The organism is Pseudomonas sp. GW821-FHT07B01, from assembly GCF_059419065.1.
Genome location: NZ_JBWKRA010000009.1, coordinates 116240 through 127981, shown reverse-complemented (window position 1 = coordinate 127981; position 11742 = coordinate 116240). Strand labels below are relative to the sequence as shown.

The 11742-nt window shown below is 58.5% G+C and carries 14 protein-coding genes; 7 read left to right on the top strand and 7 right to left on the bottom strand.

Annotated elements, in window-relative coordinates; all coding sequences use genetic code 11:
• The 4 genes from AC07S6_RS12540 (at position 1) to queC (ending at position 2713) form a co-directional block, all read left to right on the top strand.
• Entirely contained in the window at positions 1-627 is a 627-nt protein-coding gene (locus AC07S6_RS12540) for a cytochrome o ubiquinol oxidase subunit III (protein WP_495112405.1), read from the top strand.
• Positions 627-962, top strand: a complete 336-nt coding sequence (cyoD, locus tag AC07S6_RS12535) for a cytochrome o ubiquinol oxidase subunit IV (RefSeq protein WP_003194051.1) — start codon at positions 627-629, stop codon at positions 960-962. The genes AC07S6_RS12540 and cyoD overlap by 1 nt, the downstream gene beginning before the upstream one ends.
• An 11-nt stretch (positions 963-973) precedes the next feature.
• Entirely contained in the window at positions 974-1861 is an 888-nt protein-coding gene (gene cyoE / locus AC07S6_RS12530; protein WP_003194050.1) for a heme o synthase, read from the top strand.
• A gap of 153 nt (positions 1862-2014) precedes the next feature.
• On the top strand, positions 2015-2713 hold the full coding sequence (queC, locus tag AC07S6_RS12525; RefSeq protein ID WP_044268318.1) for a 7-cyano-7-deazaguanine synthase QueC: 699 nt from the start codon (positions 2015-2017) through the stop codon (positions 2711-2713).
• A gap of 107 nt (positions 2714-2820) precedes the next feature.
• Here the strand turns inward: queC and AC07S6_RS12520 are convergent, their stop codons facing one another.
• Both AC07S6_RS12520 and AC07S6_RS12515 read right to left on the bottom strand, forming a co-directional pair.
• Positions 2821-3684, bottom strand: coding sequence for a queuosine precursor transporter (locus AC07S6_RS12520; protein ID WP_014719862.1), 864 nt, complete (start codon positions 3682-3684; stop codon positions 2821-2823).
• Positions 3671-4276 (bottom strand): helix-turn-helix transcriptional regulator, encoded by a 606-nt coding sequence (locus AC07S6_RS12515; protein ID WP_080757657.1) that lies wholly within the window; start codon positions 4274-4276, stop codon positions 3671-3673. Before AC07S6_RS12515 ends, AC07S6_RS12520 begins: the two co-directional genes overlap by 14 nt.
• Before the next feature lie 211 nt (positions 4277-4487).
• Here AC07S6_RS12515 and ptaA point away from each other — a divergent pair, with 211 nt between their 5' ends.
• The 3 genes from ptaA to AC07S6_RS12500 all read left to right on the top strand — a co-directional run bounded on the left by ptaA (position 4488) and on the right by AC07S6_RS12500 (position 7737).
• On the top strand, positions 4488-5570 hold the full coding sequence (gene ptaA, locus AC07S6_RS12510; protein ID WP_495112404.1) for a pyoverdine biosynthesis transaminase PtaA: 1083 nt from the start codon (positions 4488-4490) through the stop codon (positions 5568-5570).
• A gap of 84 nt (positions 5571-5654) precedes the next feature.
• Positions 5655-6362 (top strand): helix-turn-helix transcriptional regulator, encoded by a 708-nt coding sequence (locus AC07S6_RS12505; protein WP_054896959.1) that lies wholly within the window; start codon positions 5655-5657, stop codon positions 6360-6362.
• Positions 6363-6537: 175 nt separating this feature from the next.
• A complete protein-coding gene (locus AC07S6_RS12500) occupies positions 6538-7737 on the top strand; it encodes an MFS transporter (RefSeq protein ID WP_172415503.1) in 1200 nt (399 codons plus the stop codon).
• 48 nt (positions 7738-7785) lie between these two features.
• Here AC07S6_RS12500 and AC07S6_RS12495 read toward each other — a convergent pair whose 3' ends face one another.
• The 5 genes from AC07S6_RS12495 to AC07S6_RS12475 all read right to left on the bottom strand — a co-directional run bounded on the left by AC07S6_RS12495 (position 7786) and on the right by AC07S6_RS12475 (position 11629).
• Positions 7786-8502 (bottom strand): hypothetical protein, encoded by a 717-nt coding sequence (locus AC07S6_RS12495; RefSeq protein WP_020302011.1) that lies wholly within the window; start codon positions 8500-8502, stop codon positions 7786-7788.
• Between the two features lie 98 nt (positions 8503-8600).
• Entirely contained in the window at positions 8601-8855 is a 255-nt protein-coding gene (locus tag AC07S6_RS12490) for a Txe/YoeB family addiction module toxin (protein WP_135309690.1), read from the bottom strand.
• Positions 8852-9106, bottom strand: a complete 255-nt coding sequence (locus tag AC07S6_RS12485; protein ID WP_003194039.1) for a type II toxin-antitoxin system Phd/YefM family antitoxin — start codon at positions 9104-9106, stop codon at positions 8852-8854. The genes AC07S6_RS12490 and AC07S6_RS12485 overlap by 4 nt, the downstream gene beginning before the upstream one ends.
• Positions 9107-9251: 145 nt before the next feature.
• Positions 9252-10505, bottom strand: coding sequence for a 2-aminoadipate transaminase (locus tag AC07S6_RS12480; protein ID WP_495112403.1), 1254 nt, complete (start codon positions 10503-10505; stop codon positions 9252-9254).
• A 110-nt stretch (positions 10506-10615) separates the two neighbouring features.
• A complete protein-coding gene (locus AC07S6_RS12475; RefSeq protein ID WP_197882164.1) occupies positions 10616-11629 on the bottom strand; it encodes a sensor domain-containing diguanylate cyclase in 1014 nt (337 codons plus the stop codon).
• Positions 11630-11742: the final 113 nt, after the last annotated feature.

Below are 11742 nucleotides of genomic sequence, written 5' to 3'. Positions count from 1 at the left end.
ATGTCGAACTTAGTGACCAATGCTGGACACGCCCATGTCGATGACCATGGGCACGATGAGCACCACCACGACTCGGGGCCGATAACCGTCTACGGTTTCTGGCTCTACCTGATGACCGACTGCATCTTGTTTGCGTCGATCTTCGCGGTGTACGCGGTGCTGGTAAACAACGTAGCGGGTGGCCCGTCGGGCCACGACATCTTCGAACTGCCTTACGTGCTCGGCGAAACCGCCTTGCTGTTGTTCAGTTCGATCACCTACGGCTTCGCCATGTTGGCCTTCTACAAGGGCAACAAGAAGGGCGTACTGAGCTGGCTGGGCCTGACCTTCCTGTTCGGCCTGGGCTTCATCGGCATGGAGATCAACGAGTTCCACCTGCTGATCTCCGAAGGCTACGGCCCGCACCGTTCCGGTTTCCTGTCGGCGTTCTTCACGCTGGTCGGCACCCACGGTCTGCACGTATCCGCTGGCCTGCTGTGGATGGCAGTGATGATGTATCAGGTCAATAAGCACGGCCTGACCAACACCAACAAGACCCGCCTGAGCTGCCTGAGCCTGTTCTGGCACTTCCTGGACGTGGTCTGGATCTGCGTATTCACCGTCGTTTACTTGATGGGGACTCTGTAATGGCTAATGCACACTCCCATGACAGCCACGATTCAAGCCACGGCAGCGTAAAGTCTTACGCCATCGGCTTCATCCTGTCGGTCATCCTGACCCTGATCCCGTTCGGCCTGGTGATGTACCCAACCTTGCCGAAGTCGATCACCTTGATGATCGTCCTGGCGTTCGCGGTGATTCAGGTTCTGGTTCACCTGGTGTACTTCCTGCACCTGGACCGCTCCAAAGAGCAGCGCGAGAACGTGATCGCGTTTGTGTTCGCAGGCCTGGTGATCGTTCTGCTGGTTGGTCTGTCGCTGTGGATCATGTTCAGCATCCACACCTACATGATGGCGAAGTGAGGTAAGACCCGATGTCGCTTAAGCACTTTATCCAAATCACCAAACCGGGGATCATTTTCGGTAACGTGCTTTCTGTGGCGGGCGGTTTCTTCCTGGCCTCCAAGGGACATGTCGATCTGGCCATCTTCCTGGCTGCAATGATCGGTACGTCCCTGGTGGTTGCTTCCGGTTGCGTATTCAACAACTGCATCGACCGTGACATCGACATCAAGATGGAGCGCACCAAGAATCGCGTGCTGGTCCAGGGCCTCATCTCCCTGAAGCTGGCACTGATCTATGCGACCGTCCTGGGTGTTGCCGGTGTGGCCCTGTTGTACAAGGTGGCCAACCCGTTGGCGGCGCTGTTTGCCGTGATCGGTTTTGTCATCTACGTCGGCCTCTACAGCCTGTACCTCAAGCGCAAGTCGGTTCACGGCACGCTGGTGGGCAGTCTGTCGGGGGCAATGCCGCCGGTGATTGGTTATGTAGCTGTGACCAATAGCTTCGACATGGCCGCGCTGACGCTGCTGGTGATGTTCAGCCTGTGGCAGATGCCGCATTCCTACGCCATCGCGATTTTCCGCTTCAATGACTACCTGGCTGCGTCGATTCCGGTATTGCCGGTCAAGCGTGGCATCCAGGTGGCCAAGAAACACATCCTGCTCTACATCCTGGCCTTCCTCGTGGCGACCTTGATGTTGACCTTCAGTGGCTACGCCGGCATGAGCTACCTCGCCGTCGCCGCCGCGATGGGCATGTACTGGTTGTACATGGCCTGGACCGGCTACAAGGCGGTGGATGACACCGTCTGGGCGCGCAAGCTGTTCGTGTTCTCGATTTTCACCATCACCGCGCTCAGCGTGATGATGTCCCTGGATTTCCAAGTGCCGAAAGAGCTGTTGCTGACCTACGCCCACTGAGTGGTCTTGCAGTAAAAAAGCCCCGCCTTCGAAAGTCGCGCGGGGTTTTTTATTGAGCGCTGCGCTAAACCGGATACGCTGCGTTATCGTTGACGTTTTTCGCGAGCGAGCGCACTCCTACATCCCAATTCTACAAATGCAGGAAGCAATGCAATGAGTAAAAAAGCCGTAATGGTCTTCAGTGGCGGGCAGGATTCGACCACCTGTCTGATCCAGGCCCTGCCGCTGTATGATGAAGTGCACTGCATTACCTTTGATTACGGCCAGCGCCATGTGGCAGAAATCGAAGTGGCCCAGAAGCTGGCCAAGCAGTTGGGGGCCACTGTGCACAAAGTGATGGATGTGTCCCTGCTCAATGAGCTGGCGATCAGCAGCCTGACGCGCGACAACATCCCGGTACCGACCGTGAACAGCTCGGGTGAAAGCCTGCCGAGTACCTTTGTGCCGGGGCGCAACATCCTGTTCCTGACCCTGGCTGCGATCTACGCCTATCAAGTGAAGGCCGAGACCGTCATCACCGGTGTGTGCGAAACCGACTTCTCAGGCTACCCCGATTGCCGGGATGAGTTTGTCAAAGCACTCAACCAGGCCCTCAAGCTGGGCATGGAATACGACGTGCGCCTGGACACGCCGTTGATGTGGCTGAACAAGGCCGAGACCTGGGCCCTGGCCGATTACCACGGGCAACTGGAGCTGGTGCGCGAGCAGACGCTGACTTGCTACAACGGCATCATCGGTACCGGCTGTGGCGAGTGTGACGCGTGCAACCTGCGCGCTCGGGGCTTGAATGACTACCTGCAGAACAAGACACCTGTCATGCAGAGCCTCAAGCACAAGTTGCAGCTGAAATAACCCTTGCAGGAGCGAGCTTGCTCGCGAAGAACGTCAACGATAACGCAGCGCATCTGGTTCAACGCGGCGCGCTCGGGTTCTTCGCGAGCAAGCTCGCGCCTACAGGATTATTGATAGCGCTTGAACAATGAACGTGCCCCGTAGGCCGGCAGGATGTTGAAGAACGCAAAGCCGACTTTGATCGCGATCTGTACATAGATCATGCTGAGGATGTCGCTGGTCTGCATCGCCCCGTAGAAGGCGATAAAGCAGAACAGGAAGCTGTCGATAATCACCGCAAAGAACGTACTGAGGAATATCCGCAGGTATAGATACCTGGAGTTGGTCAGCTCCTTGATCTTGCACAGCAAGTAGGAATTTATATTCTCCGACACCAGGAACGACACCGAAGAGGCCACCAGCACCGACGACACTTGCAGGATCACGTCGGTATAAGGCCCATCCAGCTTCCAGCCCGGTAGCCCTGGCAGGAACGTGGAGCCATACAGCAGGATGATGATCATCGCGTTGCTGGCAAACGCAAACAGAATGGCTCGCCTGGCCAGGCGCAAGCCAAAATTCTCGTTGAGCAAGTCCACGATCAAGAAGGTCAGCGGGTACAGGAACGTGCCCGGCGTGACGATGATGCCCAACGACTCCAGGTAAATCGGTTTGGTCGCGGCAATGCTGGTGAAGATATAAAAGGTGAACAGCAGCAAGTTCAGGATGATGTAGATCATCCAGGAGTTTTCATTGCGGTCGTTTATATCGTAGGCGGTCAGCGTTCCGCCTTGGGAGTAGAACTTCTTGTACAGGTTCTTGATTTCCATCTTGTTGAAGTTGTCCATCATTTCACTGCTGAGCACTTCACTCAGCTTGATCTTGAGGACCTTGCCCGTGGCGATCACCATGATCACCGCCAGGCGCTTGTCGTTTTCAAAGCCCAGCAACTTGTATTTGCTGTTTTCCACGGCGCCCTCAGACGTTGTCATTGAAGCGCTCCTCAAGGATGTCGCCGATGACACACAAACGCTCTGAGTTCCCGCAGGGTTCGAGGGTGATGAACAGCTTCTTGGTGGCGCGGTCGTACACCAGTTTTTCTTTATCGTCGCTCGACGAGCCTTTCTGCACGATCAGCAAGTCCCCCGGTTCATTGAGGCCGGGAATCCCGTGCTCCAGGCGCACGCCGATCAGGTTGCAGGCGCTGCCAAAGTAGTAGGTCAGCGGATGAAGCGTGGCCAGCTCACCGATGCGCTTGCCCAGGCTTTGCATGAGCAGGCTTTCCTTGAGCACAGGCACTGCCGCCGGGTTCTTGTTACCCAGTGGGGAAACATTGCTCTCGATGACTTCCTTGGCTTCAAAACTGATCGTCTCGATTTCTTCGTAGGAGACGCCAAAGAAGTCAGAGATCTTGCGTATCGTCGACTGCTGTACGTTAACGACCTTGCCTTCCAGGATGTTATAGATGGTGGTCCTGGTCAGGCCGGCGGCACTGCTTAACGAAAGCTGGGTTTCGCCACGACTCTTGATCAAGTACTTGATGTTGCTCTTCAAGTGCTCGGTTTTTTCCCGTCTGTGTATCAAGTGCTCACCACTTCCATTTAGTCATCAGTCCATGCCGGCAGAACCCGTTCTTGACGATTCGCGGCAGTGAAAGTGTTGCATGCGCCCGCTACAACAATAAAGTACTGAGTGCAGGGATACGCCTCGGTGGTAAATCAGGCAACGGCTTTCTCGTCATACTCTTCTGAACGGCCAGCGCGAATCCCTCGCGCCTCTACAAGGAGTAGTCACCATGGTGCGTGTCAGTCGTCGATCCCTTCTCGCCCTGGGCGCGGCCCTGCCTGTGTTGGGGCAGCTCAATTGGGCGCTTGCCAGCCCGGCGCCGACGAAATCTGACAAGGTACTACTCAATTACAACGAAAGCCCCTACGGCCCTTCAGACGCGGCTCGCCAGGCGATGCAGCGCGCGATTGCAGCCTCCGGGCGTTACCCTTACCCGGACATGTATGCATTGGCCGCGCTGTTTGCCGAGCAACAGGGCATCGCCGAAGAAAACATCGGGGTATTTGCCGGCTCGATGGCTGCCCTGCGTTACGCGGTGCTGGCGTTCGCCAGCCAGACCCGCGGCCTGGTGATGGCCACGCCGTCCTACGAAGTACCGCACCAGGCGGCCGAATCGATCAAGGCGCCGGTGCATGAAGTTAACCTTGACGCCCAGCATGCCCACGATGTGCACGCCATGCTCGCCGCGGACCCACAGGCCGGCATGCTGTACCTGTGCAACCCCAACAACCCGACCGGTACGCTCACCTCGACCGAGGCTATCCGCCACGCTCTGGTGAATAAACCCAAGGGCAGCGTGCTGGTGGTGGACGAGGCTTATATCGACTTCTGCGACGCCCCCAGTTGCGTAGGTTGGGTCAAGGAACACCACGACCTGCTGGTACTGCGTACCTTCTCGAAGATCTACGGCATGGCCGGTGCGCGCCTGGGCCTGGCGATCGGCCACCCGGCGCTGCTGGAGCGGTTGGCCGTGTTCGGCGGCGACAACGTCCCGGCCGGCGCCAGCTTGCTGGCCGCCCGTGCGAGCCTGGAAGACGCGCAACTGGTGGGTCAACGCAGAGCGCTCAATGCCAGGTTGCGCGATGAGACGATCGCTTGGCTAAAGGGCCGGGGCTTTACCTGCACCGTTTCCCACAGCAATTGCTTCATGATCGACGTGAAGCGTCCGGCAGAGCAGGTGATCGAGCGGTTGGCTGCGCAGAATGTACTGGTCGGGCGGGTGTGGAAGGACTGGCCGCAGTGGGTGCGGGTGACGGTGGGTAATGAGCAGGAGATGGAGCGCTTTCGCGAGGCGTTCGCGGCGCAGGTCTAGCCCCTGGGTTTGCATCCGTTGCCTGGACAGGTAAGCCAGGCATGCTGCATGCTCGACCGGGTTGAATGATCAAGGAAGACACCCGTGCGACCTAATGGCCAACCCGATAAAAAATCGCCCATGCTGCCCGAGGATATGCGCCGCTTGCTCGATACCGAGCTGAGCCGCCGTGGCCTGGGACACTTCGAGGTCTACCAGTGTGGGCCGACGCTGGACCAAGCGCAGATTGTGTCCAATTACCCCGAGGCCATGGAGCCTTCCGACACGGCCGACGATTTCTACCGGCGTGGCGAGCTGGTTTCATTGACCCGTACGCGGATCAAACCATTTTTCTGGAGTGATGAACACCTGCTGGCCGTGGCCGATGAGGCGGTGCCGGTGCCGGGCCCCTACAAACCCGTTGGCGAGGGCGCCAGTTTTATCGTGCATGGCAATCGCGGCTTCTACTCGGTGCTCAATCTGTGCAGCTTCGGCGAACATCGGCAATTTCGCGAGACCGTGCTGGCCCATCAAAGTGAACTGCAGATGCTGTTGGTCTCGATGTACGACGAGGCCCTGGAAGATCACGCGGCGCCTGTCGAACAACAGACGGTGCTGACCCCAAGGGAAACCGAAGTATTGTCTTGGGTCAGCCTTGGCAAGACCTACAACGAAGTGGCACTCCTGACGTCGATGACCTCCCATACGGTCAAGTTTCATATGAAGAATATCTTCGGCAAATTGCAGGTCAGCAACGGCAAATCAGCAATCGGCAAGGCCCTGCAATTGGGCTATATCCGCCACCCGGCCTGAGGCCGCAATCACCGCCTACCTATCCAAATGGGTAGCTTGTTCGCCGCACTGTGCTGCATTAGGTTGCCCAGCTATGGAGTTTGGCGCCGGACACACCGGCGTCGCCATTGCGAAAGGACATCCGGATGAGCCGCTCTGTAGCTTTGCTCCACACCTGTGCCAGCGTGCTGCGCTGATGGGTACTTTTCACGCCTTGCGCGGCCTTAATGCGCGGTTGCAAGCTTTGTTCATGATCACGCTGGTGTTTCGCACGGGCACCCTGGCGTTTCCTTTTTACGCGGCGTACCTGATTCATCAACACGCGATATCGGCAGGCACGGCAGGCCTGTTGGTCGGTGTGTATGGCGCGGGCGCCCTGTGTACCGACCTGATCATCGGCGCCGTGATCAAGCGGTTTTCGGCCAACCGGGTCATTCTCGGTTCGTTGTTGTTCAACGCGGTGTTGCTGCTGGTCATTCCCTCGGTGGATAACCTGCTCGCGCTGTTCCTGTTGTCGTTTCTCTGGGGGGCCTGTTACGAAGCCTTCACACCGGCCGCGTTCTCCGAGACAGTGGCTAACAGTAATCTTGAGTCACGCAAAGTGGCGTTTTCCTGCAACCGATTGGCGATCAACATCGGTATGGCCATCGGGCCGCTACTGGGCAGCTTGATCTTCCTCAGCAATGCCGACGCGGTCTTCTACATCAATGCCGTGCTGTCCCTGCTGGCCTTCGCCGCCTGCCTGCGGTTTGGTCGGTCTCGGCAGGCCACCCAAGGCGTACCTGTCGCCGGCAAAGGCGAGGGTTTGCCCGAGATGGCGGTTCATGAGCGTTCGCGACTGCTGGTGATCCTGTTGGCGGCGCTGCCGGTGCACGTGGCTTACGCATTACCGCCGACTTTTCTGTCGGCGTACATCATCAACTACACCCAATTGCCGGCCTATTACGTGGGCATCATCTTCTTTATCAATGCGTTGCTAGTGATTGTGTTTGAAGTGCCGATCAACCTGCGCATGGCGCACTTGTCGAGCAGTCGCTCGCTGATCATTGGCCTGTTGCTGGCAGGCTGCGGTTTCTTCTTGATGGGCTTTGGTCAGGTCGGCGCGCTGTTGGTGCTTGCTACGGTGTTGTGGAGCCTGGGCGAGATGATTGTGTTCCCCGCGATCACCCACTACGTCAGCAGCATTTCCAGCCGCGACAGCGTGGGCCGCAACCTCGGCTACTACTCGGCGGGCGTCAACATCGGCGTGATGATCGCACCCTCGTTGGCGTTCATGTTGCTGGCCCGGCCAACCTTGCCGTCACCGTGGCTGCTGGCAGGCTGTGTGTTGTTGCTGTTCGCAATCGCCGTGGGGATGATGAAGAGCTCGGCGGTGTTGTGGAATAAAGAGGCGTAGACGGCAACCGGCGCTGCGGCTTGCACGCGCGCCTGGTTGCGTCAGTACTTACTGGGCGGCGATGGCGTAGCCGTCAAAGGCGCTTTGCTGTTGCAGCGCGGTCACGATGCTCTTGCGCGTGACTGGTTGCTCGGCGCCGCTGTTGTCGATGAAGGTTTCGCTCGCAAGTTCCGCCTCGCTGCCTTCGCCCACAAAGGTGAAACCCAGGAACTCCAGTGCTTCGCGGTCCACATTGAGCTTGGAGCGCGGCGTGCGCAGCGGCAGGGTGACGCTGATGCCATCCTTGCTGATCACAAACACTTCGGTGTCTTTCTTGGCGCGTGCAGCCTTGCCCTTGCCGGCACTCGGGTTGCTGATGGCCTGGTGCGACTGGTTAAGTACCTTGAGGGCCAGGCCATAGACCAGTTCCTGGAACTCGGGATCGTCCTTGAAGCTGGACAGGATGCGGCTGATCGAGAACTGGCTGCTCAGGTGTTCCAGGGCGGCGTTGTCTGCGGCTTCGGCGTCTTTCAATTGCTTGAGCTGGCCCATCAGCTCATAGGCTTTGTCATCATCGAAGGCATCGTGGGCCTGGCGGATGGCAACGCGCAGCTCGCGGATCTGGTCGCTTTCCTTGGAGGTATGAAACGCGTCCAGCACCATCTCGCTGATGATCTTGGCGGCTGGTACATGCTGTGAAAGATTGATGGCGTTTTCGTATTCGGCTTTGGCGTGCAGGGCGACTACGGATTCTTCGGCGGATTTTTCGGTATAGGAATCAGACATTAAAATTTCACTGCGTAGTAAGCGGGGAGACAAAAAACGTCGGGCATTTTCAGCGGGAGGGGGGATCAGGTCAAGGTGGCTGGGGCGTCAGAATAATTTCAGTAGTGGTAGCGGCACATCAATATTTGTACTTCATCATCCTCGATGCCATAAACCAAACGATGCTCCGCGGTGATTCGTCGAGACCAGAAACCACTCAGGTTATGTTTGAGGGGTTCAGGCTTCCCCACGCCGTCGAACGGGTCTCTTTGTATGGCCTTGATCAAGAGATTGATGCGCTTGAGCCCGGCTTTGTCGTTCTGTTGAAACCAGAGGTAGTCGTCCCAGCCTTCAGGGGTAAAGAGTATTTTCATTCTTCAATCAACCGCCTTGGCTTGGCTTTGCCTGCTCGTAAGCTGTTGACTGAGTTAATGAGACGTTCGGCATTTTTAGGCGAGCGCAGCAGGTAAGCCGTCTCTTCCAGAGCATTGAACTCTGATAACGAGATCATCACCACGGGCTCGCCTTTTTGTCGAGTCAGTAGAAGTGGGACGTGATCATCGTTGACGCGGTCCATCGTTTCGGACAGATGGGCTCGGGCGTTGGTGTAGTTGATAGTTTCCATGGGAACTCCTTGTTGGGTGGGTATTAACGTACAGAAATACGTACATATCCACAACGGGAATCTTATCAACGGTCATCCACCTCGCCCGGACTTCACGAACAAGCTCAACGACTGAGTGGAGCAGCGTCAAACCTGTTGATACATTTTACTCGTCCAGTTCTTCGAGGCACGCCTGGAGAATATCCAGGCCTTCCTCCAACACCTCCGGCTCAATGGTCAGCGGGGCCAGCAAGCGCACGATGTGCCGCGACTTGCCGCTGGGCATCAGCAGCAAGCCAGCCTCTCGCGCCAGCTCCAGCAGTTGCGCCAGTTGCTTGGGGGCGGGTGTGCCGTCGGCATGGGCCAGTTCAATGCCCCGCATGGCGCCGACACCGGTGAGGCGGCCCAGGTAGGGCGACAGTTGTTGTGCGTGCCAGGCTTCATGGCGGCCCACAATCGCGGCCTCCTGCGCGACGCCCCAGGCGCGCAGGTTTTTGTCGCTCATCACCTCAAGGGTCGCCAATGCCGCCGCGCAGGCGATGGGGTTACCGGAGTAGGTGCCACCCAGGCCGCCTTTGGGCAGGTTATCCATCAGCGCCTTGCGCCCGACCACCGCCCCCAGCGGTATGCCGCCGGCGATGCTTTTGCCGAGCAGCAGCAGGTCCGGCTCGATGCTCAGGCGCGAGAAGGCGAAACGCTGGCCGGTGCGACCAAAACCCGACTGGATTTCATCAATGATCAGCAGGATGTTGTGCTGGTCGCAGAAGCGCCGCAGCACCTGGGCGAACTCAATGTCCAGGGCGAGAAAACCGCCTTCGCCCTGCACCGGCTCGATGATGAAGCACGCCACGTCGTTTACGTCGATTTCCACGCTGAACAGACGCTCCATAGCCTTCAGCGCTTCGGCGCAGGTCACGCCGTTATCTGTACTGGGGTAGGGCAGGTGATACACAGGGCCGGGCAGTACACCGACCTTCTGCTTGTAGGGCGCGACCTTGCCGTTGAGGTTGAGGGTCGCCAGAGTGCGCCCGTGGAAGGCGCCGTCAAAGGCGATCACCGCCGTGCGCCCGGTGGCACCACGGGCGATCTTCAGGGCGTTTTCCGCCGCCTCGGCACCGCTATTGGTGAGCATGCCGCTGACGGGGTAGCCCACCGGGATAAAGGCGCTGAGACGTTGCATCAACTCGATGTAGGGCGTATGCGGTGCGGCGTTGAACGCGTAATGGGTGAGCCGAGTCGCTTGCCCGCAAATGGCCGCCACCACGGCCGGGTGGCAATGGCCCAGGTTGAGTACGCCGATACCGCCGACAAAGTCGATGTAACGCTTGCCCGCCGTGTCCCAGACTTCGGCGTTTTTACCGTGACTGAGGCTGATGGGGTGAACGATGGAAATCGACTGGCTGATGCTAGCGTGGCTCATGACTCGGGGACTCGGCAGTGGTGGGCGCAGCGCTATCTAAGCCGCGCGCCTGGCCTTGCCGCAAACGAAATAAAGTTGCCGGGTCATTCCACCTTGGAAGGAGCTGCGGCCTATTCCGACACCCCATCCTTGCCCGCCGCCTTGGATCGGTACAAGGCTTGATCGGCCCGCGCCATCAGCGCAGCCGGGGACTCGCCCATGCGCCGCTCCACCACGCCCAGGCTCAGGGTAACGTTCAAGGCGCCCACGGGGGCCGCCTCCTTGATTTTATGGCGAATCCTTTCGGCCAACTCTTTGGCCTCGTCCAGGCTGCTTTTGGGCAGCACCACCATAAACTCATCGCCGCCCCAGCGCGCCAGCAAGTCGCTTTTACGTACGCAGGCTTCCAGGTGTTCCACTACCCGTATCAGGGTCTGGTCGCCGACGCCGTGGCCGTATTGGTCATTGATCGGCTTAAAGTCATCGACATCCATGGCCACCAGTGCCAGGGGCAGGCGGAAGCGCTCGGCGCGGTCGCATTCCTCCAGCAGCACTTTTTCCAGGCGGTACCGGTTGGCGATGCGCGTCAGGGCGTCGCGCTCGGCCAGGGAGCGGTTTTCGTCCAGCTGCAATTGCAGTTGCTGGTTGACGCGCGACAACTCAAGGGTGCGCTCCGCGACCAGCGCTTCCAGGGACTGGTTGCGTTTTTGCAACTGTTCGATGGAGCATTTGCGCGTATGGATATCGCGGTGTGCGCCGACCATGCGCGCCACGGAACCGTCGGGGTTGCGGGCAATGACGTAGCCGCGGTCCTCGATCCAGAGGTACGTACCGTCTTCTTTTCGGCAACGGTATTCGGCCCGGTAATGAGCGGCGCGTTGGCTGATGTAGTCATCGAACACCGCCATCACGCGAGGGTAGTCCTCGGGGTGGATCACGTTCTCCCAGGTGAAGACGCTGTTTTCCAGGGAGTGGTGGGAGTAACCAAGCATTTCGTACCAGCCGGGATTGCGGTAGACGAAGCCGGTATTGGCGTTCCAGTCCCAGATGCCGTCACTGACCAGTTCCATGATGGCGTGCAACAGATCGACGTTAAGGTCGGAAACCTCATGGCGTAGCGGTTCTTTGCCGGATGTATCGTCCATCTGCACGCTTCCTGCGGGGGCTGGCGCCCAAGGCCAGTCATGGTTGACGCCGATACTCCGTGGCTGGCGCTACTGTACATCGGCGCTTGCGCGCTTTGAATAGGGCAGGTGTG

What these genes read in the sequence shown, in the direction of transcription:
- AC07S6_RS12540 (WP_495112405.1), top strand. Translation starts at nt 1, where the DNA reads ATGTCGAACTTAGTGACCAATGCTGGACACGCCCATGTCGATGACCAT.
- cyoD (WP_003194051.1), top strand. Translation starts at nt 627, where the DNA reads ATGGCTAATGCACACTCCCATGACAGCCACGATTCAAGCCACGGCAGC.
- cyoE (WP_003194050.1), top strand. Translation starts at nt 974, where the DNA reads ATGTCGCTTAAGCACTTTATCCAAATCACCAAACCGGGGATCATTTTC.
- queC (WP_044268318.1), top strand. Translation starts at nt 2,015, where the DNA reads ATGAGTAAAAAAGCCGTAATGGTCTTCAGTGGCGGGCAGGATTCGACC.
- AC07S6_RS12520 (WP_014719862.1), bottom strand. Translation starts at nt 3,684, where the DNA reads ATGACAACGTCTGAGGGCGCCGTGGAAAACAGCAAATACAAGTTGCTG.
- ptaA (WP_495112404.1), top strand. Translation starts at nt 4,488, where the DNA reads ATGGTGCGTGTCAGTCGTCGATCCCTTCTCGCCCTGGGCGCGGCCCTG.
- AC07S6_RS12500 (WP_172415503.1), top strand. Translation starts at nt 6,538, where the DNA reads ATGGGTACTTTTCACGCCTTGCGCGGCCTTAATGCGCGGTTGCAAGCT.
- AC07S6_RS12495 (WP_020302011.1), bottom strand. Translation starts at nt 8,502, where the DNA reads ATGTCTGATTCCTATACCGAAAAATCCGCCGAAGAATCCGTAGTCGCC.
- AC07S6_RS12490 (WP_135309690.1), bottom strand. Translation starts at nt 8,855, where the DNA reads ATGAAAATACTCTTTACCCCTGAAGGCTGGGACGACTACCTCTGGTTT.
- AC07S6_RS12485 (WP_003194039.1), bottom strand. Translation starts at nt 9,106, where the DNA reads ATGGAAACTATCAACTACACCAACGCCCGAGCCCATCTGTCCGAAACG.
- AC07S6_RS12480 (WP_495112403.1), bottom strand. Translation starts at nt 10,505, where the DNA reads ATGAGCCACGCTAGCATCAGCCAGTCGATTTCCATCGTTCACCCCATC.
- AC07S6_RS12475 (WP_197882164.1), bottom strand. Translation starts at nt 11,629, where the DNA reads ATGGACGATACATCCGGCAAAGAACCGCTACGCCATGAGGTTTCCGAC.